A 24,651-nucleotide genomic window follows, 5' to 3' on the forward strand; every position below is an offset into this window, starting at 1 on the left:
ACGAATAGATAAATAGAGAGAGAAAAAGGAGTCGATCATGAAAATTAAGATTGATAATTTTGAAATTTATAAGTTAAAGCAAGCAGGATTAAGTAATCAGCAAGTACTAAAAGTTCTTCAATATGGAGAAATTTATGATCAGGAATTGAGTTTAGAGACTATTGCAGAAGCCTCAGAATGTCGTAATCCAGTAGTCTTTATGGAACGGTATCATAAATTGAGCCTTGAAAGCATGGAACGTCTACAAAAGGATTTTGCAAAATTTCCGTCATTTTCAATTCTAGATGATGTTTATCCCATTTCGCTTAGTGAAATTTATGATGCACCAGTCTTGCTTTTCTACAAAGGAGACTTAAATCTCTTAAAATTACCAAAGATTGCAGTTGTAGGTAGTCGCTCTTGTAGTCAAACCGGAACCAAGTCAGTTCGAAAAGTCATCGAAGAACTGGAGAATGAATTGGTTGTGGTGAGCGGTCTTGCTAGAGGAATCGACACAGCAGCTCATATGTCAATTCTTCAAACTGGTGGCAAAACGATTGCAGTGATTGGGACTGGTTTAGACGTCTATTACCCTCGCTCCAATAAACGGCTCCAAGAATATATTGGAAACAATCATTTAATACTAAGTGAGTACGGTCCGGGAGAAGAACCCTTGAAATTTCATTTTCCTGCAAGAAATCGCATTATTGCAGGATTGTGTCGAGGAGTTATCGTTGTTGAAGCTAAAATGAGATCTGGTAGTTTGATTACTTGTGAGCGTGCGATGGAGGAAGGTAGAGATGTTTTTGCGATTCCAGGTTCCATTTTAGATGGACGCTCGGACGGCTGTCATCATTTAATCCAAGAAGGAGCAAAACTAGCAACATGTGGGCAGGATATACTAGCAGAATTTGAATTTTAATGAATGAAATGATTTCATTTCACGAACTTTTCTTCTATTATATGGGTGTTATGTCTTGACAGGTTTTTAAAAATGGTTTACACTTTATAAAGTTTAATTACTTTAAGAAGGTGTGATACTGTGGTAACGGCAACCAAAAAGAAAAAATCAACAAGTAAAAAAAATCTTGTAATCGTAGAGTCGCCTGCTAAGGCGAAAACGATTGAAAAATATCTAGGACGTAATTATAAGGTTTTAGCCAGCGTAGGACATATACGAGATTTGAAAAAATCAAGTATGTCAGTTGACGTGGAAAATAATTACGAACCGCAATATATCAATATTCGTGGAAAAGGTCCTCTCATCAATGATTTGAAAAAAGAAGCTAAGAAGGCCGATAAAGTCTTTCTTGCAAGTGACCCGGACCGGGAAGGGGAGGCTATTTCATGGCATTTGGCTCATATTTTAGATCTAGATGAGAATGATACCAACCGTGTTGTTTTCAACGAGATTACCAAAGATGCAGTAAAAAATGCCTTTAAAGAACCACGTAAAATTAATATGGATTTGGTAGATGCCCAACAAGCACGTCGTGTTTTGGACCGTTTGGTGGGGTATTCAATCTCTCCCATTTTATGGAAAAAGGTCAAAAAAGGCTTATCAGCTGGGCGTGTTCAATCTGTTGCGCTTAAACTAATCATTGATCGCGAAAATGAAATCAATGCCTTCCAACCTGAAGAATATTGGACTATTGATGGTACCTTTAAAAAAGGAACCAAGCAGTTCCAAGCTTCTTTTTATGGAATGAATGGCAAGAAGATGAAGTTGACTACCAATGATGAAGTCAAAAAAGTTTTATCTCATTTGAACAGCAAGGATTTTACAGTTGATCAAGTAGATAAAAAGGAAAGAAAGCGCAATGCTCCTCTTCCATATACAACGTCTTCTATGCAGATGGATGCTGCTAACAAGATTAACTTCCGTACTCGAAAGACTATGATGGTTGCTCAGCAACTCTATGAAGGAATCAATATTGGTACAGGTGTCCAAGGTTTGATCACCTATATGCGTACGGATTCTACTCGTATCAGTCCAGTTGCTCAGAATGAAGCTGCTAGCTACATCAATGAACGTTTTGGTAGTAAGTATTCTAAACATGGTAGCAAGGTGAAAAATGCCTCTGGCGCTCAAGACGCCCACGAAGCTATTCGTCCTTCAAGTGTCTTTAATACACCTGAGAAAATTGCTAAGTATTTGGATAAAGACCAGCTAAAACTTTATACCCTTATCTGGAACCGCTTTGTAGCGAGTCAAATGACTGGTGCAATTTTTGATACAATGGCTGTTAAACTTTCGCAAAATGGTGTTCAATTCGCAGCGAATGGTAGTCAGGTTAAGTTTGATGGTTATTTAGCTATTTACAACGATTCTGATAAAAATAAGATGCTGCCTGATATGGAAGTAGGAGATGTGGTCAAACAGGTTAATAGCAAACCTGAACAACATTTCACACAACCACCGGCACGATATTCTGAGGCTACTTTGATTAAGACCTTGGAAGAAAACGGAGTTGGACGTCCATCTACCTATGCTCCAACCATTGAAACAATTCAAAAACGTTACTATGTAAGACTAGCATCTAAACGCTTTGAGCCAACTGAACTAGGTCAAGTCGTTAACAAGCTGATTGTTGAATACTTCCCAGACATTGTTAACGTGAAGTTTACCGCTGAAATGGAAGGTAAATTGGACGATGTTGAGGTCGGAAAAGAAGAGTGGCAACGGGTTATTGATGAATTTTACAAACCATTCTCTAAAGAGGTCGCAAAAGCTGAAGCAGAGATGGAAAAAATTCAAATTAAGGATGAGCCAGCTGGATTTGACTGTGAAGTTTGTGGTAGTCCTATGGTAATTAAGATTGGACGCTTCGGTAAGTTTTACGCATGTAGCAATTTCCCAGATTGTCGGCATACGCAAGCCATTGTTAAAGAAGTCGGTGTTACATGTCCAAATTGTCATCAAGGGCAAATCATCGAACGTAAAACCAAACGTAATCGTATTTTCTATGGATGCAATCGTTATCCAGAATGTGAGTTTACCTCTTGGGATAAACCTGTTGGACGTGATTGTCCTAAATGTGGTCACTTCCTCATGGAGAAAAAAATCCGTGGTGGCGGGAAACAGATTGTATGTAGCAATGGTGACTACGAGGAAGAAAAGATTAAATAAAAATAATTAGGGTTGAAATGATAATTTCAGCTCTTTTTAATTTAAACTTGACAGAACTCATCATTTTATGGGAAACTAGAAGAAGATTATTCTTACTTAGGAGTAGATATGCGCATTATTTATCTTTGCATTGGATTCATTTCACTAGCTTTAGCAATCGTTGGAGTTGCCTTGCCACTATTACCGACAACACCCTTTCTCTTGTTGTCAATAGCTTGTTTTTCAAAATCCTCTAAACGATTTGAAGATTGGCTCTATCATACCAAGCTTTATCAAACCTATGTTGCGGACTTTAGAGAAACTAAGTCTATTGCGCGTGAACGCAAGAAAAAAATCATTGTATCGATTTATATTTTGATGGGAATCTCGATCTATTTTGCTCCGCTCTTACCTGTAAAAATTGCTTTAGGCTGCTTAACAGTATTTATAACCTATTATCTCTTTAAGGTGATACCAGATAAAGAATAGCTAAAAAGTCATGATTTCCCTTGATAAAAAATAGAGATTACTAAAAATAATATGATATAATAATATTAAAGAAACTTTCAAGGAGTATCAAATGATTTACGAATTTTGTGCTGAAAATGTGACCTTGCTTGAAAAAGCTATGCAGGCAGGAGCTCGCCGTATTGAACTCTGTGATAATTTAGCAGTTGGTGGAACGACACCAAGCTACGGAGTAACCAAGGCAGCTGTTGAACTTGCATCAAACTACGATACGACTATCATGACGATGATTCGTCCACGTGGTGGTGACTTTGTTTATAATGACCTCGAGATTTCTATTATGCTTGAAGATATTCGTCTAACTGCTCAAGCAGGAAGCCAAGGGGTTGTCTTTGGTGCCTTAACAGCAGATAAGAAATTGGATAAGGCTAACCTTGAAAAGTTGATTGATGCATCTAAAGGTATGGAGGTTGTCTTCCATATGGCTTTCGATGATTTGAGTCATGAAGATCAGTTGGAAGCCATTGATTGGCTCAGTCAGGCTGGTGTAACACGCATCCTCACTCGAGCGGGTGTATCTGGCGACTCGTTAGAGAAACGTTTTGCTCACTACCGCAGAATTCTAGAACACGCTGCAGGAAAAATCGAAATTTTACCGGGTGGGGGGATTGACATGGACAACCGTCAAACCTTTATCGATCAATTAGGTGTGACACAATTACATGGAACAAAGGTTGTCTTTTAAAAAATAGAAAGGAACTGCTAGCTTTTGGTAGCAGTTTTCGCTTATGTTTGAAATTTTTAAAGCCTATCAGTTTAATAGTAAAAAGGCTAAAGAGTATGGATTTATAGAAAATCAAGGTGTATGGACCTATAGTTCGACTATCTTGCAGGGAGATTTTCTCATGATGGTTACAGTTGAGGATGGGGACTTAAGTTTTCAAGTTTATGACCAAGAAACTGGCGAACTCTATCCTCAAGTTCATATGGAAAGTATGAGAGGAACTTTTGTCGGAAGTGTTCGAGAGGCATGTTTAGAAGTTCTTTATAGCATTCGAAAGGCTTGTTTTGAGGTACAGGAATTTCTCTGTCCACAGACCAAGAGAATCATGGCGCTTGTTCAAGAAAAGTATAGCAATCAGCTGGAATATCTATGGGAGAAATCACCTGATACGGCTGTTTTGCGCCATGAAGATAACCAGAAGTGGTATGCTATTTTAATGAGAATTCCTTGGGATAGGCTAGATAAGGGGAGAGAAGGGCTAGTGGAAGCAGTCAACCTCAAACACGACCAAGTAGCTGACTTGCTTTCACAAAACGGGATTTATCCAGCCTTTCATATGAATAAACGCTATTGGATTAGTCTCCCACTCGATGACACTCTAACTGACGAAAAGGTGCTTGAATTATTTGAGAGAAGTTGGTTTTTGACTTCTAAGAAATAAATAAACATATTTGAGTTTTCAAATACTTTCAATTCGCAAAATATTCTTTATTGAAGAAATTTTCAGAAAATATTGGATTTTTTCTTGACAAGTGATTTTTCCTATGCTAGAATACTAAACAAGACATCAAACAAAGGAGAAAGCCAAACATGAAAACAGCTAAGTTTAATCAATTTGCTTTGTTGTTGAGGTACTCGGACTAGTGCAAAAGCATTAGTCCTGTTTGGCTTACCAAGCGGGAGTAAATCAACATCTCGCTTGGAACTCCGAGCGAGATGTTTTTTCTATATCGAAAATGTGAAGGGAGAATCCTCATGCGTGTAGTTGAGTTTTTAGATACCAGTCTCCGAGATGGTGAGCAGACACCAGGTGTCAATTTTTCAATAAAGGAAAAGGTTGCTATAGCAAAACAGCTTGAGAAATGGGGTGTTTCAGCAATCGAAGCTGGTTTCCCAGCTGCTAGTCCAGATTCATTTACAGCTGTTCAAGAAATTGCTAAGGCTATGAAAAAAACAGCCGTGACAGGCTTAGCTCGTTCTGTTAAATCAGATATTGACGCTTGTTATGAAGCACTCAAGGATGCTAAGTATCCACAAATACATGTCTTTATAGCAACAAGTCCTATTCATCGTAAGTATAAGCTCAATAAGAGTAAGGAAGAGATTTTGGAAGCGATCAGTGAACATGTTTCCTATGCACGGAGTAAGTTTGAAGTAGTAGAATTCTCTCCAGAAGATGCGACTAGAACTGAGCTGGACTTTCTCCTACAAGTCGTTCAAACTGCGATTGATGCGGGTGCGACTTATATCAATATTCCTGATACAGTAGGTTTTACAACTCCAGAGGAATACGGAAGTATCTTTAAATATCTGATTGACAATGTCCAAACAGACCGTCAGATTATCTATTCTCCTCACTGTCATGATGACCTCGGAATGGCAGTAGCAAATAGCCTTGCAGCTGTAAAGAATGGTGCAGGACGTGTCGAAGGAACCATTAACGGTATTGGAGAACGAGCTGGGAATGCTGCTTTAGAAGAAATAGCAGTAGCTCTCAATATTCGCCAAGATTATTACCAAGCAGAGACAAGTATTGTCCTAAATGAAACCATCAATACTTCTGAAATGGTTTCTCGTTTTTCAGGAATTCCAGTTCCCAAAAATAAGGCAGTTGTCGGTGGAAATGCCTTTTCTCATGAATCAGGTATTCACCAAGACGGAGTTCTTAAAAACCCACTTACCTATGAAATCATAACACCAGAATTGGTGGGTGTAAAGAGTAATAGTCTTCCGCTTGGAAAATTATCTGGTCGCCATGCCTTTGTAGAAAAACTGAGAGAACTGGCCTTAGACTTCACAGAAGAGGATATTAAGCCACTCTTTGACAAATTCAAATCACTTGCAGATAAGAAACAAGAAGTCACAGACGCGGATATTCGTGCTCTGGTAGCTGGAACCATGGTTGAAAACCCAGAAGGCTTTCACTTTGATGATTTACAACTTCAAACTCATGAGGAAAATGAAATTGAAGCAACTGTCAGATTGGCTAATTTGGATGGTGAGAAAGTCGACTTTAATGCAACTGGACAAGGTTCTGTTGAAGCTATCTTTAACGCTGTTGACAAGTTCTTTAATCAATCTGTTCGCCTGGTATCCTACACCATTGATGCGGTAACGGATGGTATAGACGCTCAGGCAAGGGTTTTGGTTACTGTTGAAAACAAAGATACAGAAACCATCTTTAACGCAGCCGGAATTGATTTCGATGTGTTGAAGGCTTCAGCTATTGCCTACATCAATGCCAATACTTTTGTTCAAAAAGAGAATACCGGAGAGATAGGTCCAAATGTTTCCTATCGCGACATGCCTAGTCTTTAAAGGAGAACACCATGACAAAGAAAATTGTTGCCCTAGCAGGTGATGGGATTGGACCAGAAATCATGGAGGCTGGGTTAGAAGTTCTGGAGGCTTTAGCTGAAAAAACAGGCTTTGACTATGAGATAGATAGAAGACCTTTTGGAGGTGCAGGTATTGATGTTACAGGACACCCTTTACCAGAAGCAACACTAAAGGCTGCTAGAGAAGCGGACGCTATCCTCCTTGCTGCAATAGGTGGTCCTCAGTATGATAATGCTACAGTTCGACCCGAACAAGGGCTTTTGGCACTCCGCAAGGAACTTAATCTTTATGCCAATATTCGTCCAGTTAAAATTTTTGATAGTCTTAAACACTTATCGCCTCTAAAACCTGAACGAATTGCTGGTGTTGACTTTCTTGTAGTACGTGAGTTGACAGGTGGGATTTACTTTGGTGATCATATCCTTGAAGACCGAAAAGCGCGTGATATCAATGATTATAGTTATGAGGAAGTAGAGCGGATTGTTCGTAAGGCTTTTGAAATCGCAAGAAGTCGGAGAAAAATCCTTACCAGTATTGATAAGCAAAATGTTTTGGCAACATCAAAACTTTGGCGAAGAGTAGCTGACGAGGTTGCGCAAGATTTTCCAGATGTAACCTTGGAGCACAAGTTGGTGGACTCAGCTACCATGCTTATGATTACTAATCCTGCTAAGTTCGATGTTATCGTAACAGAGAATCTATTTGGAGACATCCTATCAGACGAATCAAGTGTTCTATCTGGTACACTGGGTGTTATGCCATCAGCCAGTCATTCTGAAAATGGACCTAGTCTCTATGAACCCATTCATGGTTCGGCGCCTGATATAGCAGGCCTAGGAATCGCCAACCCTATTTCTATGATTTTATCAGTTGCTATGATGTTACGAGATAGTTTTGGACGATATGAGGATGCTAAGCGTATCGAAGATGCAGTTGAAGCAACATTAGCTGCAGGAATTTTAACGAGAGATATAGGAGGAGAAGCTTCTACCAAGGAAATGACAGAAGCCATCATTGAAAGATTATGAAGATAAATCAAGGAATTACTTTTGCTATTTTGATTTGGAATCTATTGGTATTTATGATTTATGGTATTGACAAATCCAAAGCAAGAAAAGGTGCTTGGCGCATCCCGGAAAAATATTTATTATCATTTGCATTCTTTCTTGGTGGATTTGGTGCTTGGTTGGCAGGTGTTACCTTTCATCACAAGACTAGAAAATGGTATTTTAAAACGGTTTGGTTCCTAGGAATAGTGACTACACTAGTAACTTTGTATTTTGTATGGAGGTAATGAATGGCAGGAAAATCGATTTTTGATAAATTATGGGACCTCCATGTAATCACAGGAGAAGAGGGACAACCACAACTCATGTATGTGGATCAGCACTACATCCATGAAGTGACTAGTCCTCAAGCTTTTCAAGGATTACGAGATGCAGGGCGAAGATTGAGAAGACCAAATTTAACATTTGGTACCTTTGACCACAATGTTCCAACGGTAAATATTTACGATATTCGAGATGTAATCTCGAAAGCACAGATTGATAAGTTGGCAGAAAATGTTGAGGAATTCGGGATTGAACATGCAGCCCACGGTTCTGAAAAACAAGGCATCGTTCACATGGTTGGTCCAGAAACAGGACGAACACAACCAGGGAAATTTATCGTCTGTGGTGATAGCCATACGGCGACCCATGGAGCTTTTGGAGCGATTGCCTTCGGAATTGGGACTAGTGAAGTCGAACATGTCTTTGCTACTCAAACTATTTGGCAGGTTAAACCAAAGAAAATGTTGGTGGAATTCACAGGAGTTCCTCAAAAAGGAATCTATTCTAAGGATTTCATACTAGCCTTGATTGCCAAGTATGGTGTTGCTTGTGGTGTTGGCTACGTGGTGGAGTATCGAGGTCAGGCTATTGATACCTTGAGCATGGAAGAGCGAATGACCATCTGCAATATGTCCATAGAGTTTGGATCCAAGATGGGAATTATGAATCCAGACCAGACCACCTATGACTATCTTAAGGGGCGCGAGTGTGTCCCAAAGGATTTTGACGCAGCAGTTGCTGATTGGAAAAGATTAGTTAGCGACGACGATGCTGTTTATGACAAGGTGATTCGTATGGATGTTTCTGAATTAGCACCTATGGTGACTTGGGGAACCAATCCTGCCATGGGAGTTGACTTTGAGACTAGCTTCCCAGAAATAAAAGATATGAATGATGAACGTGCTTATCATTACATGGATTTACAACCAGGACAGAAACCAGCAGATATCCAACTTGGCTATGTTTTTATAGGTTCTTGTACCAATGCTCGACTCAGCGATTTGCAACTAGCAGCTCGATTTGTCGAAGGGAAGAAAATTGCTCCCAACCTGACAGCGATTGTGGTACCTGGTTCTCGACCAGTCAAGCGAGCAGCTGAGAAGTTAGGTTTGGATAAGGTATTTCTAGATGCGGGCTTTGAGTGGAGAGATCCAGGTTGCTCCATGTGTCTAGGGATGAATCCTGACAAGGTACCTGATGGTGTCCACTGTGCCTCAACAAGTAACCGCAACTTTGAAGATAGACAGGGTTTTTGTGCTAAGACTCATCTTTGTAGTCCAGCAATGGCAGCTGCGGCAGCTATCGCAGGACGTTTCGTAGACGTTCGGCAAATGTCAGAGGCCCAGTAAGGAGAGGATATGGAAAAATTTACAGTTTATACAGGAACAACGGTTCCTCTGTTGAATGATAATATCGATACCGACCAAATTCTTCCCAAACAGTTTCTGAAGTTGATTGACAAGAAAGGTTTTGGCAAATACCTCATGTATGCTTGGCGTTATCTGGACGATAAGTACACTGAGGATCCAGACTTTGTCTTTAATCGACCTGAATACCGAAAAGCTACTATCCTCATCTCAGGGGATAACTTTGGAGCTGGTTCTTCGAGGGAGCATGCAGCTTGGGCGCTAGCAGACTATGGTTTTAAGGTCGTAATTGCAGGATCTTTTGGAGATATTCATTACAATAATGAGCTCAATAATGGCATGTTGCCTATTGTTCAACCAAGGGAAGTTAGAGAAAAACTCGCCCAACTCAAACCAAGCGACCATGTAACTGTGGACTTGGAACAACAAAAAATCATTTCACTAGTAGGGGAATTCCCTTTCGAAATTGATAGCGAATGGAAACACAAGCTCTTAAATGGTTTGGATGATATCGGTATTACCATGCAGTATGAAGACTTGATTGCTGCTTATGAAAAACAACGCCCAGCCTATTGGCAGGATTAGAATAAATATAGAAAAGGAAATAGAACTATGACAAAACACATTCAATGGAACGGAACACTTTCACAAGAAGGCTATGACATTTTAAAAGGTGAGGGCGGTTGTATCGTTTGCCCTACTAAGGTCGGTTACATTATCATGACCAGTGACAAGGCTGGACTTGAGCGTAAGTTTGAAGCTAAAGAACGTAATCGTAACAAACCAGGCGTAGTCCTCTGTGGTAGTATGGATGAGCTTCGCGCCTTAGCACAGCTAAATCCTGAAATCGAAGCCTTCTATCAAAAACATTGGGACCAAGATATTCTCCTTGGTTGTATCCTTCCGTGGAAACCAGAAGCTTTTGAAAAATTGAAAGCATACGGTGATGGACGTGAAGAACTCATGACAGACGTTCGTGGTACTAGCTGTTTTGTCATCAAGTTTGGTAAAGCTGGTGAACAATTGGCTGCCAAACTCTGGGAAGAAGGGAAAATGGTTTATGCCTCATCTGCAAATCCATCTGGAAAAGGAAACCGTGGTAAGGTGGAAGGTATCGGTCAACGTATCGAAGGAGCAGTGGACCTTGTCATCGAAGCAGACGACTATGTTGCTTCAATCCAGCCAGACAAAACAATCGAAACTCGCTACGAGCAAGGTGTGATGGTGTCTATGGTTGATAAAGACGGCAAGCTTATTCCAGAACAAGGAGGAGCACGCTCAATCTCACCAGCTCCAGTTGTGATCCGTAAAGGACTGGATATTGATAAAATCATGATGCATCTATCAGATACCTTTAACTCATGGGATTACCGTCAAGGTGAATATTATTAATATAAAACAAAATTAGAGAGCCTGTGAACTCTCTATTTTTTATGAAATCATAAGTAAAATCCGAACATAATAATTTTAATGTTTCAAAATGTTTGACAAAAACTTTACCTTAGTTTATAATCGTTAAAGGAAACGTCGGAAAAGACGTAGCGATGCGAAAGCATAGGTAGGTCATTATAAAAGAAACGAGACATCGAAATGTTAAACGAATTTCCGATTTTTGACTATGAAGATATTCAGCTAATTCCTAATAAGTGTGTTCTTCAAAGTCGAGCAGAAGCTGACACACAAGTAACACTAGGGAAGTACACCTTTAAATTACCAGTTGTTCCTTCAAATATGCAAACTATCTTGGATGAAGATGTTGCAGAACAACTTGCAAAAGGTGGTTATTTCTATATCATGCATCGCTTCGATGAAGCTGGACGCATTCCTTTTGTGAAACGCATGCATGAAAAAGGGTTGATTGCTTCTATCTCTGTTGGTGTTAAAGATTACGAATATGATTTTGTTAGCCAATTAAAGGAAGATGCTCCAGAGTATATCACTATTGATATCGCTCATGGACATGCCGACAGTGTCATTTCAATGATTCAGCACATTAAGAAAGAATTGCCAGATACCTTTGTCATCGCTGGTAACGTTGGTACTCCCGAAGCTGTACGCGAATTAGAGAATGCTGGAGCAGACGCTACTAAGGTCGGAATCGGTCCAGGTAAAGTATGTATTACTAAGGTTAAAACTGGTTTTGGTACTGGTGGTTGGCAGTTAGCAGCTCTTCGCTGGTGTGCTAAAGCTGCGCGTAAACCGATTATTGCCGATGGTGGAATCCGTACACACGGAGATATTGCCAAGTCAATCCGCTTTGGTGCAAGTATGGTTATGATTGGCTCACTATTTGCAGGCCATATTGAAAGCCCTGGTAAAACAGTTGAAGTCGATGGTAAACAATTCAAAGAATACTATGGTTCGGCTTCAGAATACCAAAAAGGTGCTTATAAGAATGTCGAAGGTAAGAAAATTCTTCTTCCTGCCAAAGGACATTTACAAGATACCCTAACTGAGATGGAACAAGATTTGCAAAGTTCGATTTCTTATGCTGGAGGTCGAAAGGTAGCTGATCTTAGACATGTAGATTATGTGATTGTGAAGAACTCTATCTGGAATGGAGATGCTCACTAAAAATATGATTACTTATTTATGTCGCGAATTGGCGTGGCGTTTCTACAAGGTACCGTAAATACCTAACAATGAGTAAGTCGAAGAGAGATAAAAGAAGCAGGGATATCTTTTTCAATCTTTCTAAGGGGCTTACTATGTAAGTCCCTTTTTATTTCGGAGGTTATTGTGAAATTACTAGAGGAACGTATTTTAAAAGATGGGAATATTCTAGGTGAGAATATTCTTAAGGTGGATTCATTCTTGACTCACCAAGTGGATTTTTCCTTAATGCGCGAGATTGGTCGCACCTTTGCAGAATATTTTAAAAATGCAGGTATTACCAAAGTCGTAACCATTGAAGCATCTGGAATTGCTCCAGCTCTATATGTTGCTGAACAATTAGATGTACCTATGATTTTTGCTAAGAAGGCAAAAAATATTACCATGAATGAAGGAATTTTGACTGCTGAGGTTTATTCTTTCACTAAACAAGTTACTAGTACCGTATCCATTGCAGGGAAGTTCTTATCTCCAGGAGATAAAGTATTAATTATTGATGATTTCTTGGCTAATGGTCAAGCAGCTAAAGGTTTGATTCAGATTATCGAACAAGCTGGTGCTACAGTCGAGGCCGTCGGGATTGTGATTGAAAAATCTTTCCAAGATGGTCGTGAACTGTTAGAAAAATCAGGTCATCAGGTAGTATCACTTGCTCGTTTAGAGCGTTTTGAAAATGGAAGAGTTATCTTCAAGGAGGCAGACATATAATGAATCAAAAAGAAAACCACTCAAAAGCGGCCGTATTGGGCTTGCAACACTTACTTGCCATGTACTCAGGTTCAATCTTGGTTCCAATCATGATTGCGAGTGCCTTGGGATACTCAGCTCAACAGTTGACCTACCTTATCTCAACAGATATCTTTATGTGTGGGGTTGCAACTCTTTTACAATTGCAACTCAATAAACACTTTGGTGTTGGTTTGCCAATAGTACTTGGTGTTGCCTTCCAGTCTGTTGCTCCTCTTATCATGATTGGTCAGAGTCATGGTAGTGGTGCTATGTTTGGAGCCTTGATTGCATCAGGGATTTATGTCATTTTGATTTCAGGTATCTTCTCTAAGGTTGCCAATCTTTTCCCTGCTATCGTAACTGGTTCTGTTATCACAACTATCGGATTGACCTTGATTCCAGTTGCTATTGGAAATATGGGAAATAACGTAGAAAAACCGACTGGTCAAAGTTTAGCTTTGGCAATGATTACAGTTCTCATTATTCTTTTGGTTAATATCTTTACAAAAGGATTTATCAAATCAATTTCGATTTTGATTGGTTTGATTGCAGGTACCATTATTGCGGCGACTATGGGCTTGGTTGATTTTTCTCCAGTAGCAGAAGCTCCACTTGTTCATATCCCAACTCCATTCTACTTCGGTGCTCCACAATTTGAGATTTCATCTATTGTCATGATGTGTATCATCGCTACTGTATCAATGGTAGAATCAACAGGTGTATATCTTGCTCTTTCTGATATTACTAAAGATCCAATTGATAGCACTCGACTTCGTAATGGTTATCGTGCTGAAGGTCTCGCTGTTTTACTTGGTGGACTTTTCAATACCTTCCCTTATACAGGATTTTCACAAAACGTAGGTTTGGTTAAACTTTCAGGTATTCGTACTCGTTTGCCAATCTACTACGCAGCTGGTTTCCTTATCTTGCTTGGTCTCTTGCCTAAGTTTGGAGCCTTGGCACAGATTATTCCTAGTCCTGTACTTGGTGGTGCTATGCTCGTCATGTTTGGTTTTGTTTCGCTCCAAGGTATGCAAATCTTGGCTCGTGTAGACTTTGAGCACAATGAACACAACTTCCTCATTGCAGCAGTTTCTATTTCTGCTGGTGTGGGATTAAACGGAAGCAATCTCTTCAATACTTTACCGACTGAACTGCAAATGTTCTTCTCAAATGGTATCGTCATTGCGAGTGCTGTAGCCATCATCTTGAATGCTATTTTGAATCGTAAAAAATAAAAATAAATGAGAAGTGATAGAAATATCCTTCTCATTTTCTTTTTTAGAGCTTGAATATTGTTTCTATAGTCCTTTTTATGGTAAAATGGTTTTATGAATGAAAGAATGAAAGAGCTCGTTGAGTTGCTCAATCGCTATGCGACAGAGTATTATACAAGTGATAATCCATCTGTATCTGATAGTGAGTATGACCGTCTTTATCGTGAATTGGTAGAGTTAGAAAAAGCTCATCCGGACCAAGTCTTGCCAGAAAGTCCGACACATCGTGTAGGTGGAAAGATTCTTGATGGATTTGAAAAATATAGTCATCAGTATCCTCTCTATAGTTTGCAGGATGCTTTTTCACGTGAAGAATTGGATGCCTTTGATGCGCGTGTCCGTAAAGAATTGGATGATGTCACTTATATTTGTGAGTTGAAGATTGATGGACTATCGATTTCCTTGACTTATGAGCAAGGACTTTTTGTTGCTGGAGCAACTCGTGGTGATGGCTCTATTGGTGAAAATATCACTGAAAATCTTAAACGAGTGAAAGACATTCCTTTAACTTTACCAGAAAAATTAGATATAACTGTTCGTGGTGAATGCTATATGCCGAGAGCTTCTTTCAATCAAGTCAATCTTGCTCGTCAAGAAAACGGCGAGTCTGAATTCGCCAATCCACGAAATGCTGCTGCAGGTACTCTTCGCCAGTTGGATACAGCAGTAGTAGCCAAACGTAATCTTGCAACCTTCCTCTATCAAGAAGCAAGCCCTTCAACTCGAGATAGCCAAGAGAAGGTTTTGGAGCATTTGGAACAATTGGGCTTTGTTGTTAATCCAAGACGCTTATTAGCGCACAGCATGGATGAGGTTTGGGATTTTATCCAAGAAGTTGGTCGAGAAAGAGACCAGCTGCCTTATGATATCGATGGTGTTGTGATTAAGGTTAATGACTTAGCTGGTCAAGAGCAACTAGGTTTTACAGTAAAAGCACCTAAGTGGGCAGTGGCATATAAGTTTCCGGCAGAAGAAAAAGAAGCAAAACTCCTTTCTGTTGACTGGACAGTTGGACGAACAGGAGTCGTAACTCCGACTGCCAATCTTACTCCGGTGCAATTGGCAGGTACAACAGTTAGTCGTGCAACGCTTCATAATGTTGACTATATCGCTGAAAAGGATATTCGCAAGGATGATACTGTCATCGTTTATAAGGCAGGCGATATTATTCCCGCGGTCTTGCGAGTGGTTGAATCTAAGCGTGTGTCTGAGGAGAAACTTGATATTCCAACCAACTGTCCAAGCTGTGAGAGCAAGCTTATGCATTTTGAAGATGAAGTTGCTCTTCGTTGTATAAACCCACGTTGTCCAGCTCAGATTAAGGAAGGCTTGACACACTTTGCATCTCGTGATGCCATGAATATTGCTGGTCTTGGTCCATCAGTCGTTGAAAAACTTTTTGAAGCACAATTAGTCAAGGATGTAGCAGATATTTATCGTTTGACCGTGGAAGATTTCCTCTTGCTAGAAGGCATTAAGGAAAAATCAGCCCAAAAACTCTATCAGGCTATCCAAGTATCTAAAGAAAACTCTGCTGAAAAACTTTTATTTGGTTTGGGAATTCGTCATGTAGGAAGCAAGGCAAGTCAGTTATTGCTCCAAAACTTTCATTCTGTTGAAGCTTTGGCTCAGGCAAATCCAGAAGAAATTGCAACTATCGAGAGTTTGGGTTCTGTGATTGCTCAAAGTTTGCAGACTTACTTTGCAACTGAGGGTTCTAAAATACTTTTAAGCGAATTAAAAGAATTAGGTGTTAATCTAGATTATAAAGGACAGATAGTTGCAGCAGATGCGGCCTTGTCAGGACTAACTGTGGTATTGACAGGAAAACTTGAACGTCTTACTCGTTCTGAAGCAAAAAGTAAACTAGAAAATCTTGGAGCTAAGGTTACTGGAAGTGTATCGAAGAAGACAGATCTCGTAGTAGCAGGAGCAGATGCAGGTAGCAAACTTCAAAAAGCACAAGAACTTGGAATTGAGATTCGAGATGAAGCTTGGTTGGAGAGTTTATAATCATTACACACTAAAGAATGACTATCTTAGATTTCTTGCTCTAACTCGAAAATTTAAACAAGAAATTATTTTTTAAAATTTAACAATTAGAAATTAGGGAGATCCATGTACAATTATCCTGTACTTATTCATTATCATCGCAAGGATGAAGCATACGAGGTATGTAACTTTAGTAAGATTCCAGAAGATTCCGCAGAACTTATCCGAGAAGAAGAATATTTTGGAACTACATTTTCATTGACACAAGCAAGTGAAACACCTCTTGAACAATTTATTTTTAGAGTAGAAAAAGATGGGGAAACCAAAGAATATCATATCCGTTTCAACTATTATCCACTTCTAACGGAAGTATGGATTTTAGATGGAGATGACACTGTTTATTATTCTGAAAATCCAGCTATTGCAAGTCCACACTATAAAGATCAAAATCCATTTGCTTTTGATAAAGCGATTAACAGTGCTAGTTTTGATCACCACTGGGGTTACCAAGGAGAGTTGGGATGCCAGGTTTTCGAAGAAGAAACAAGCTTTAAACTTTGGTCGCCAACAGCAACAACTGTACAAGTTGTAGTTTATGAATCAGCAAGCAATGACGCTCCTATCCTAAAAACGTATGAGATGAAACGTGGAAATAGTTATTCTTATAGTCACAAGGATAATACAATTGGCGTTTGGAATTTGACAGTTTCTGAAAGTCTTGCAGGTCGTGCCTATCAATACCAGATTGATTTTCCACATCATCAATCATTAACCCGCGATCCATATACAATAGCAACAAGTCCAAATGGAAAACGTTCAGCGATTCTTTCAGAAGAAGAGCGTCAAGTCGAAGGATTTGAAGTTAAGAACGGGGCGGAAGCAACTTGGCGATTGGAAAATCCTTGCCAAGCGGTTGTTTATGAAATGCACATACGTGACTTGACCAAGTCTGAAACTTCTGGTGTTGCTCCGGGATTAAAAGGTACTTTCTTGGGTGCTGCTCAAACTGGAACTGTCAACAAATATGGTCAGTCTACGGCATTTGACTATATCAAGGAACTTGGTGTGAACTATGTTCAACTACAGCCAATTGCTGATCGTCACAAAGAATATGATGCAGACGGAAATGTAACCTACAACTGGGGCTATGACCCACAGAACTACAATGCACCAGAAACCAGCATGTCTACGAATCCAAATGATCCAGGTCAAGTTATTCGTGATTTGAAGACGATGATTCAAGCCTATCATGATGCAGGAATTGGCGTTATCATGGATGTTGTCTATAACCATACTTTTTCAACTGTTGATGCCCCATTCCAAACAACAGTACCAGATTATTATTACCGAATGAACCGTGATGGAAGTTATCAAAATGGGACAGGTGTAGGAAATGAAACTGCCAGCGAACACGAAATGTTCCGTAAGTATATGATTGACTCACTTCTCTATTGGGTAAATGAATTCAACATCGATGGTTTCCGTTTTGATTTGATGGGAATCCATGATGTTAAAACTATGCAGATGATTCGTTGGGCAATGGATGAAGTTGATCCTAAAATTATCCTTTATGGAGAAGGCTGGGACATGGGAACGGGTCTTGCACCATATGATAAGGCTAAGAAAGACAATGCTTATCAGTTGCCAAATATTGGATTTTTCAATGATGACGAACGTGATGCTGTAAAAGGTGGCGAAGTCTATGGAGAAATCAAGTCTGGTTTTGTAAGTGGTGCTGCCACTGAACCAATTGTTGCCAAAGCAATCCTTGGAAGTCGTGAACTAGGCTCTTATCTAAACCCTAACCAGGTTGTCAACTACGTAGAGGCCCATGATAATTATAACTTGCATGATTTGTTAGCAACACTCCATCCAACAGAAGATCAAGCTAGCATCATGAAAAAAGTAGAAACGGCTACTGCTATGAATCTGCTTATGCAAGGTATTTCCTTTATGGAACTCGGTCAAGAGTTTGGACGTACCAAGCTAGTTCCTACAGGCGAAAATGGAGAATTGACCCATGCCGATCGTGAACGGGCTATGAACAGTTACAATGCTCCAGATGCAGTTAACCAGGTAAACTGGGACTTGATTCATGAACGTCAGGATAGCATTGAATTTATTCGTCAGATAATAGGTCTTAAAACAAAGAGTAGTGCCTTTTCATACCCTACATATGAGGAAGTTTATCGTCATGTCTTTGTCCATACAGCCATTGAAAATAGTGGCTGGATTGTCTATGAAATTCAAGGAGATGATGAGCATTACCTAGTTGTCTTTAATGCTAAGGGTGAATCCCACTATTATGAAAATGCTGGTAATCTCGAAATGTTGATTACGAACAGTTGTTCAAATCAAGAAAATACCCTTGACAACGTGAGTGTAGCTGTTATGAATGTTTTATCATAAATCTTTAATGAAACTCAAGATAAAATCTTGAGTTTTTTGTTGTGTTTTAAATCTTATCCTAAAAAAATATAGAATATTCCAATAAATAGTTGAAAATTTCAGAAAATTTGATAAAATTGTATTCAAAATACTTTATCCGAACAAAATGAAAAATATTTGAAAACAACGTTAGGTTTTTAAAGCATCCATTTTGTTAAATAAAGATTGAATAAAATATTGTAAGTAATTTGATGTATAGAGGCTATGATCATGTAAGGATATCGATAAATACTGAAAATTTTAGAAATGTCAAGATAATAATCTGTAGATTTTCTAAAAAATATTTATGATAATTCGGAAATTGGTTGAAACTTTTCTAAAAAGATAGTATAATACAAATATAGAAAACGCTTACAATATAAAGGGGGATTTATGGATACATTAGAAGCTTTAAGAACTTTTACTACAGGCGAAAATTTCCATCTTCAACACTATTTGGGCGCACATCGTGAGGAGAAAGACGGGGAATGGGGATACACATTCCGTGTTTGGGCTCCAAATGCGCAAGTTGTTCATCTAGTTGGTGATTTCACGAATTGGGTTGAAAATCAAATCCCTATGGTTCGAAATGAATCTGGAGTTTGGGAAGTTTTTACAACTTTAGCCCAAGAAGGTCAGATTTATAAATATCATATCACACGTGCTAACGGTCATCAGTTGATGAAGATTGATCCTCTAGCTGTACGCTATGAGGCCCGACCTGGGACAGGCGCTGTTCTAACAGAAATTTCTGAGAAAAAATGGAAAGATGGGCTTTGGCTAGCTCGAAGAAAACGTTTGGGATTCTTTGAAAGACCTGTTAATATCTACGAGGCTCATGCAGGCTCTTGGAAGAGAAATCCTGATGGAACACCATACAGTTTTGCTCAATTAAAAGAAGAGTTAATCCCTTACCTAGTTGAGATGAATTACACGCACATTGAGTTTATGCCCTTGATGGCTCATCCGCTTGGTTTAAGTTGGGGTTATCAACTCATGGGTTACTTTGCTTTAGAGCATTCTTATGGTAGTCCAGAGGAGTTTCAGGACTTTGTCGAGGAGTGTCATTTAAATAATATAGGTGTTATCGTAGACTGGGTTCCAGGTCATTTCACTATCAATGATGATGCTCTAGCTTATTATGACGGAACACCAACTTTTGAATATCAAGACCATAACAAAGCTCATAACTATGGTTGGGGTGCATTAAACTTTGATTTAGGTAAAAATGAAGTTCAGTCTTTCTTGATTTCAAGCATTAAGTTCTGGATTGATTTCTATCATTTGGATGGTATCCGTGTCGATGCTGTAAGTAATATCCTTTATCTTGATTACGATAATGCACCTTGGACTCCAAATAAAGACGGGGGCAATCTCAACTATGAAGGTTATTATTTCCTACAACGTTTGAATACCGTTATCAAGCTAGCTCACCCAGATGTCATGATGATTGCTGAAGAATCTTCTTCTGGCACTAAGATTACTGGGATGAAGGAGATGGGTGGTCTTGGATTTGACTACAAGTGGAACATGGGATGGATGAATGATATCTTACGTTTCTACGAGGAAGATCCAATTTACCGCAAGTATGACTTTAACCTTGTTACCTTCAGCTTTATGTACATCTTTAATGAAAATTACCTCTTGCCATTCTCACACGATGAAGTTGTCCATGGTAAGAAGAGTATGATGCATAAGATGTGGGGAGACCGTTACAATCAATTTGCAGGACTGAGAAATCTCTACACTTATCAAATCTGTCACCCTGGTAAGAAATTGCTCTTTATGGGTAGTGAATTTGGTCAATTCTTAGAGTGGAAATCAGAAGAGCAATTAGAATGGTCAAACCTCGAAGATTCAATGAATGCCAAGATGAAATACTTCACATCTCAGTTGAATCAGCTTTATAAAGATCACCGTTGTCTTTGGGAAATTGATACAAGTTACGATGGTATTGAAATCATTGATGCGGATAACAGAGATCAGAGTGTTCTTTCCTTTATCCGTAAAGGAAAGAAAGGCGAGATGCTAGTCTGTGTCTTCAATATGGCACCTGTAGAACGTCCTGAATTCACAATTGGTCTTCCGGTTGCAGGCGTATACGAAGAAATTTGGAATACAGAGTTAGAACAATGGGGTGGTGTTTGGAAAGAGCACAACCAAACAGTTCAAACTCAAGAAGGATTGTGGAAGGATTATGAACAGACTTTGACATTTACCTTGCCAGCTATGGGGGCAAGTATTTGGAAAATCAAACGTCGCATAAAACCTGCTAAAAAAATCGCTAATAAAACTCAAAAAGGAGTAGAAAATGAAGAATGAAATGCTAGCTTTAATCCTTGCTGGTGGGCAAGGAACTCGTCTCGGTAAACTTACTCAAATCATTGCAAAACCAGCTGTGCAATTTGGTGGGCGCTACCGTATCATTGACTTTGCTCTTTCTAACTGTGCCAACTCTGGTATCCACAATGTTGGGGTTATCACACAGTATCAACCTCTTGCTCTTAACAATCACATTGGGAACGGTTCGAGCTGGGGTCTAGATGTAATTGATTCAGGTGTTTCTATCCTTCAACCATACTCTGCAAGTGAAGGAAATCGTTGGTTTGAAGGTACGAGTCACGCGATTTACCAAAATATCGACTATATCGATAGCATTAATCCCGAGTATGTTTTGATTCTTTCAGGTGACCATATCTACAAGATGGACTATGATGATATGCTCCAATCACACAAGGACAATAATGCCAGTTTGACAGTAGCGGTCTTGGATGTTCCGCTTAAAGAAGCTAGCCGTTTTGGTATCATGAATACAGATGCTAATAATCGTATTGTTGAATTCGAAGAAAAGCCTGCCCAACCAAAATCAACTAAGGCATCAATGGGGATTTATATTTTCGATTGGAAACGTCTGCGCAATATGCTCGTTGCAGCTGAAAAGAATAATATTGACATGTCAGACTTTGGTAAGAATGTTATTCCTAACTACCTAGAGTCTGGAGAAAGTGTTTATGCCTATGAATTTAGTGGATACTGGAAGGATGTCGGTACCATTGAATCGCTTTGGGAAGCAAATATGGAATATATCTCTCCAGACAACGCTCTAGATAGTCGTAATCGTCAATGGAAAATCTATTCTCGTAACCTAATCTCTCCACCAAACTTTATTGGAGAACATGCTCATGTAGAAGATTCTCTCGTAGTAGATGGATGTTATGTGGATGGTACTGTGAAGCACTCTATTTTATCTACAGCAGCACAAGTTCGTGAAGGAGCAGAAGTTGTTGATTCTGTCATCATGAGTGGAGCAGTAGTCGGAAAAGGTGCTAAGATTAAACGTGCCATTATTGGTGAAGGTGCTATCATTGCTGATGGTGTAGAAATTGATGGAACTGAAGAAGTAGAAGTAGTCGGATATAACGAAGTAGTGGGGGTAGCAACAGATGAAGATTGATAAATATTCAGCGATTTTAGGAAACACTGTTGGTTTTCATGATATGTCAACTTTGACGAGTAATCGTCCTGTGGCGAGTTTGCCATTCGGAGGAAAGTATCGCTTGATTGACTTCCCACTCTCAAGTTTAGCAAATGCTGGTGTTCGTAGTGTCTTTGGAATCTTCCAACAAGATAATATCAGCTCAGTTTTCGACCACATTCGTTCAGGTCGTGAGTGGGGCTTGAATACACTACTTAGTCACTACTATTTAGGTATTTACAATACACGTGTAGAAAGTAGCACGGTCGGTAAAGAATACTATCAACAACTTTTGACTTACTTAAAACGTTCAGGCTCAGACCAAACAGTTTCCTTGAACTGTGATGTTTTAGTGAATATCGATCTCAATCAAGTTTTCCATTTGCATAATACGACAAAATCACCAATTACAGTTGTTTATAAGAAATTGCCTAAGAAGGACATTTCAGAAGTAAATGCAATACTTGATATCGACGAAACTGACCATGTGGCTTCTCACAAACTCTTTGATAAAAAATCAAATCAAGATTTTTACAATATGTCAACAGATATCTTTGTTGTAGACACTCAATGGTTGATTAAACGTTTGGAAGAAGAAGCTCAAAAAGAATATCCAGAAAAATTACGTTATGTTCTTCGTGATTTGGCAGCAAAAGAAGGTGCTTTTGCATATGAATACACAGGATACCTAGCCAATATTCATTCAGTAGAAACATATTACCAAGCTAATTTAGATATGCTTGATCAGCATAAATTCTACTCTTTGTTCTCGCCAAATCAAAAGATTCACACTAAAGTTAAAAACGAAGAACCTACTTACTATGCATCAGGTTCAAAAGTGAACACATCTCAATTTGCTTCTGGTAGTATCATTGAAGGTGAAGTGATTAAATCTGTTATTTCACGTAATGTTCAAATTCACAAAAATAGTTTAGTTAAAGAATCTCTTATTTTCCCTCGCGTTGTCGTTGGAGAAGGTGCACAGGTTGAGTATGCAATTGTAGATAAAGGTGCTGAAATAGCCGAGGGAGTTGTCGTTCGAGGTACAGCAGAAAATCCTGTTGTCATCAAAAAAGGCGAAAAAGTAACAGAGGATATTCTTTCATGAAAATTTTATTTGTAGCAGCAGAAGGTGCACCCTTTTCAAAAACAGGTGGCTTAGGAGATGTTATCGGAGCTCTTCCAAAATCATTAGTAAAAGCAGGTCAAGAAGTTGCTGTTATCTTACCCTACTACGACATGGTAGAAGCTAAGTTCGGTGATCAGATTGAAGACGTTCTTCAATTTGAAGTATATGTTGGTTGGCGTAGACAATTTTGTGGCATTAAGAAGACTGTTTTAAATGGTGTTACTTTCTATTTTATTGACAATCAATATTATTTCTTCCGTGGTCACGTTTACGGTGATTTTGATGATGGTGAGCGCTTTGCCTTCTTCCAACTTGCAGCCCTAGAAGCTATGGAACGTATTGGATTCATCCCTGACGTTCTCCATGCCCATGATTACCATACAGCAATGATTCCTTTCTTGTTGAAGGAAAAATACAGATGGATTCAAGCTTACCAGAATATTAAAACCATCTTAACCATCCATAATTTGGAATTCCAAGGTCAGTTCTCCGAGGGTATGCTTTGGGATTTGTTCCGAGTTGGTTTTGAGCGCTATGCGGATGGTACTGTTCGTTGGAATGATTGCCTTAACTGGATGAAGGCTGGTATTCTTTATGCCGATCGTGTTTCAACTGTATCACCAAGCTATGCTCATGAAATTATGACACCAGAGTTTGGATGTGGTTTGGATCAGATTCTTAGAATGGAATCTGGTAAGGTTTCTGGTATTGTGAACGGGATAGACACTGATCTTTACAATCCTGAGACGGATCCTTTATTGGATTACCATTTTAACAAATCTGATCTGTCAGGAAAAACTCAGAACAAAGCTAAATTGCAAGAGAAGCTAGGTCTTCCTGTAAGACCTGATGTTCCAATGATTGGTATAGTGTCACGTTTGACAAGACAGAAAGGTTTTGATGTCGTCGTTGAAGGTCTTCATCGCATGCTTCAAGAAGATGTTCAAATCGTTCTATTAGGTACAGGTGACCCTGGTTTCGAAGAAGCTTTCTCATGGTTTGGTCAAGTATTCCCAGACAAATTATCTGCTAATATTACTTTTGATGTGAAACTTGCACAAGAGATTTATGCAGCAAGTGATATTTTCCTTATGCCAAGTCGTTTTGAACCTTGTGGACTATCTCAAATGATGGCTATGCGCTATGGGACATTGCCTCTTGTTCATGAGGTAGGGGGCTTGAGAGATACTGTTCAACCGTTCAACCCAATTGAAGGAACAGGTACAGGATTTAGTTTTGACAACTTGACATCATACTGGCTTAACTGGGCTCTAGAAACTGCTTTGGATGTTTATTATAATCATCCAGCTGTTTGGAAGAAACTTCAAGTTCAAGCGATGGAGAGTGATTTCTCTTGGGATACAGCTTGTCAGTCTTACCTAGATTTATATCACAGTTTAGCAAACTAAATA

Annotated in this window: 20 protein-coding genes and 1 riboswitch; all 20 genes read left to right on the plus strand. The window is 39.2% G+C overall.

The genetic code is table 11. The features are described from left to right. Positions 1-43 precede the first annotated feature (43 nt). The 20 genes from dprA (at position 44) to glgA (ending at position 24,648) form a co-directional block, all read left to right on the plus strand. Positions 44-901: a DNA-processing protein DprA gene (gene dprA, locus HMPREF1481_RS03850; protein WP_025173258.1), complete on the plus strand. Its 858-nt coding sequence runs from the start codon at positions 44-46 to the stop codon at positions 899-901. A gap of 120 nt (positions 902-1,021) precedes the next feature. After that, positions 1,022-3,109 carry a type I DNA topoisomerase gene (gene topA / locus HMPREF1481_RS03855; protein WP_016465755.1) on the plus strand — a complete coding sequence of 696 codons (2,088 nt, stop codon included), beginning with the start codon at positions 1,022-1,024 and terminating at the stop codon, positions 3,107-3,109. Positions 3,110-3,217: 108 nt separating this feature from the next. Continuing rightward, on the plus strand, positions 3,218-3,577 hold the full coding sequence (locus tag HMPREF1481_RS03860) for a YbaN family protein (RefSeq protein WP_006148621.1): 360 nt from the start codon (positions 3,218-3,220) through the stop codon (positions 3,575-3,577). 91 nt (positions 3,578-3,668) lie between these two features. Next, positions 3,669-4,301, plus strand: coding sequence for a copper homeostasis protein CutC (locus tag HMPREF1481_RS03865; protein ID WP_016465756.1), 633 nt, complete (start codon positions 3,669-3,671; stop codon positions 4,299-4,301). Between the two features lie 43 nt (positions 4,302-4,344). Further along, a complete protein-coding gene (locus tag HMPREF1481_RS03870; protein ID WP_016465757.1) occupies positions 4,345-5,001 on the plus strand; it encodes an MmcQ/YjbR family DNA-binding protein in 657 nt (218 codons plus the stop codon). A 314-nt stretch (positions 5,002-5,315) separates the two neighbouring features. Further along, positions 5,316-6,878: a 2-isopropylmalate synthase gene (locus tag HMPREF1481_RS03875; RefSeq protein WP_016465758.1), complete on the plus strand. Its 1,563-nt coding sequence runs from the start codon at positions 5,316-5,318 to the stop codon at positions 6,876-6,878. Positions 6,879-6,889: 11 nt separating this feature from the next. Next, complete coding sequence (leuB, locus tag HMPREF1481_RS03880; RefSeq protein ID WP_016465759.1) at positions 6,890-7,927, plus strand: 3-isopropylmalate dehydrogenase; 1,038 nt, start codon at positions 6,890-6,892, stop codon at positions 7,925-7,927. Beyond that, positions 7,924-8,193, plus strand: a complete 270-nt coding sequence (locus HMPREF1481_RS03885; protein ID WP_016465760.1) for a DUF1294 domain-containing protein — start codon at positions 7,924-7,926, stop codon at positions 8,191-8,193. Before leuB ends, HMPREF1481_RS03885 begins: the two co-directional genes overlap by 4 nt. A gap of 3 nt (positions 8,194-8,196) precedes the next feature. Next, the gene (leuC, locus tag HMPREF1481_RS03890) at positions 8,197-9,579 is read left to right on the plus strand and encodes a 3-isopropylmalate dehydratase large subunit (protein WP_016465761.1); all 1,383 of its coding nucleotides are present in this window, start codon (positions 8,197-8,199) and stop codon (positions 9,577-9,579) included. A 9-nt stretch (positions 9,580-9,588) separates the two neighbouring features. Further along, complete coding sequence (gene leuD / locus HMPREF1481_RS03895) at positions 9,589-10,182, plus strand: 3-isopropylmalate dehydratase small subunit (RefSeq protein ID WP_016465762.1); 594 nt, start codon at positions 9,589-9,591, stop codon at positions 10,180-10,182. Positions 10,183-10,209: 27 nt separating this feature from the next. Further along, on the plus strand, positions 10,210-10,989 hold the full coding sequence (locus tag HMPREF1481_RS03900) for an L-threonylcarbamoyladenylate synthase (protein ID WP_016465763.1): 780 nt from the start codon (positions 10,210-10,212) through the stop codon (positions 10,987-10,989). A gap of 198 nt (positions 10,990-11,187) precedes the next feature. Then, positions 11,188-12,171: a GMP reductase gene (gene guaC / locus HMPREF1481_RS03905; protein WP_006148610.1), complete on the plus strand. Its 984-nt coding sequence runs from the start codon at positions 11,188-11,190 to the stop codon at positions 12,169-12,171. Next, positions 12,164-12,260: riboswitch (purine riboswitch) on the plus strand. (Overlaps the previous gene by 8 nt.) Positions 12,261-12,336: 76 nt before the next feature. Next, positions 12,337-12,918, plus strand: a complete 582-nt coding sequence (locus tag HMPREF1481_RS03910) for a xanthine phosphoribosyltransferase (RefSeq protein ID WP_016465764.1) — start codon at positions 12,337-12,339, stop codon at positions 12,916-12,918. Further along, positions 12,918-14,177: a nucleobase:cation symporter-2 family protein gene (locus tag HMPREF1481_RS03915; RefSeq protein WP_016465765.1), complete on the plus strand. Its 1,260-nt coding sequence runs from the start codon at positions 12,918-12,920 to the stop codon at positions 14,175-14,177. The genes HMPREF1481_RS03910 and HMPREF1481_RS03915 overlap by 1 nt, the downstream gene beginning before the upstream one ends. A 93-nt stretch (positions 14,178-14,270) precedes the next feature. After that, a complete protein-coding gene (gene ligA, locus HMPREF1481_RS03920) occupies positions 14,271-16,229 on the plus strand; it encodes an NAD-dependent DNA ligase LigA (RefSeq protein ID WP_016465766.1) in 1,959 nt (652 codons plus the stop codon). A 105-nt stretch (positions 16,230-16,334) separates the two neighbouring features. After that, positions 16,335-18,617 carry a type I pullulanase gene (gene pulA, locus HMPREF1481_RS03925; protein ID WP_016465767.1) on the plus strand — a complete coding sequence of 761 codons (2,283 nt, stop codon included), beginning with the start codon at positions 16,335-16,337 and terminating at the stop codon, positions 18,615-18,617. Between the two features lie 411 nt (positions 18,618-19,028). Then, positions 19,029-20,957 carry a 1,4-alpha-glucan branching protein GlgB gene (gene glgB, locus HMPREF1481_RS03930; protein WP_016465768.1) on the plus strand — a complete coding sequence of 643 codons (1,929 nt, stop codon included), beginning with the start codon at positions 19,029-19,031 and terminating at the stop codon, positions 20,955-20,957. After that, a complete protein-coding gene (locus tag HMPREF1481_RS03935) occupies positions 20,947-22,089 on the plus strand; it encodes a glucose-1-phosphate adenylyltransferase (protein WP_016465769.1) in 1,143 nt (380 codons plus the stop codon). Before glgB ends, HMPREF1481_RS03935 begins: the two co-directional genes overlap by 11 nt. Then, a complete protein-coding gene (gene glgD, locus HMPREF1481_RS03940) occupies positions 22,079-23,218 on the plus strand; it encodes a glucose-1-phosphate adenylyltransferase subunit GlgD (protein ID WP_016465770.1) in 1,140 nt (379 codons plus the stop codon). Before HMPREF1481_RS03935 ends, glgD begins: the two co-directional genes overlap by 11 nt. Further along, the gene (gene glgA / locus HMPREF1481_RS03945; RefSeq protein WP_016465771.1) at positions 23,215-24,648 is read left to right on the plus strand and encodes a glycogen synthase GlgA; all 1,434 of its coding nucleotides are present in this window, start codon (positions 23,215-23,217) and stop codon (positions 24,646-24,648) included. Before glgD ends, glgA begins: the two co-directional genes overlap by 4 nt. The last annotated feature ends 3 nt before the right edge of the window (positions 24,649-24,651 follow it).

It is taken from the genome of Streptococcus sp. HPH0090, assembly GCF_000411475.1.
GTDB lineage: Bacteria > Bacillota > Bacilli > Lactobacillales > Streptococcaceae > Streptococcus.

What these genes read in the sequence shown, in the direction of transcription:
- HMPREF1481_RS03865 (WP_016465756.1), top strand. Translation starts at nt 3,669, where the DNA reads ATGATTTACGAATTTTGTGCTGAAAATGTGACCTTGCTTGAAAAAGCT.
- leuD (WP_016465762.1), top strand. Translation starts at nt 9,589, where the DNA reads ATGGAAAAATTTACAGTTTATACAGGAACAACGGTTCCTCTGTTGAAT.
- HMPREF1481_RS03875 (WP_016465758.1), top strand. Translation starts at nt 5,316, where the DNA reads ATGCGTGTAGTTGAGTTTTTAGATACCAGTCTCCGAGATGGTGAGCAG.
- pulA (WP_016465767.1), top strand. Translation starts at nt 16,335, where the DNA reads ATGTACAATTATCCTGTACTTATTCATTATCATCGCAAGGATGAAGCA.
- ligA (WP_016465766.1), top strand. Translation starts at nt 14,271, where the DNA reads ATGAATGAAAGAATGAAAGAGCTCGTTGAGTTGCTCAATCGCTATGCG.
- glgB (WP_016465768.1), top strand. Translation starts at nt 19,029, where the DNA reads ATGGATACATTAGAAGCTTTAAGAACTTTTACTACAGGCGAAAATTTC.
- glgD (WP_016465770.1), top strand. Translation starts at nt 22,079, where the DNA reads ATGAAGATTGATAAATATTCAGCGATTTTAGGAAACACTGTTGGTTTT.
- HMPREF1481_RS03885 (WP_016465760.1), top strand. Translation starts at nt 7,924, where the DNA reads ATGAAGATAAATCAAGGAATTACTTTTGCTATTTTGATTTGGAATCTA.
- HMPREF1481_RS03935 (WP_016465769.1), top strand. Translation starts at nt 20,947, where the DNA reads ATGAAGAATGAAATGCTAGCTTTAATCCTTGCTGGTGGGCAAGGAACT.
- leuB (WP_016465759.1), top strand. Translation starts at nt 6,890, where the DNA reads ATGACAAAGAAAATTGTTGCCCTAGCAGGTGATGGGATTGGACCAGAA.
- HMPREF1481_RS03870 (WP_016465757.1), top strand. Translation starts at nt 4,345, where the DNA reads ATGTTTGAAATTTTTAAAGCCTATCAGTTTAATAGTAAAAAGGCTAAA.
- leuC (WP_016465761.1), top strand. Translation starts at nt 8,197, where the DNA reads ATGGCAGGAAAATCGATTTTTGATAAATTATGGGACCTCCATGTAATC.
- HMPREF1481_RS03860 (WP_006148621.1), top strand. Translation starts at nt 3,218, where the DNA reads ATGCGCATTATTTATCTTTGCATTGGATTCATTTCACTAGCTTTAGCA.
- guaC (WP_006148610.1), top strand. Translation starts at nt 11,188, where the DNA reads ATGTTAAACGAATTTCCGATTTTTGACTATGAAGATATTCAGCTAATT.
- glgA (WP_016465771.1), top strand. Translation starts at nt 23,215, where the DNA reads ATGAAAATTTTATTTGTAGCAGCAGAAGGTGCACCCTTTTCAAAAACA.
- HMPREF1481_RS03915 (WP_016465765.1), top strand. Translation starts at nt 12,918, where the DNA reads ATGAATCAAAAAGAAAACCACTCAAAAGCGGCCGTATTGGGCTTGCAA.
- HMPREF1481_RS03900 (WP_016465763.1), top strand. Translation starts at nt 10,210, where the DNA reads ATGACAAAACACATTCAATGGAACGGAACACTTTCACAAGAAGGCTAT.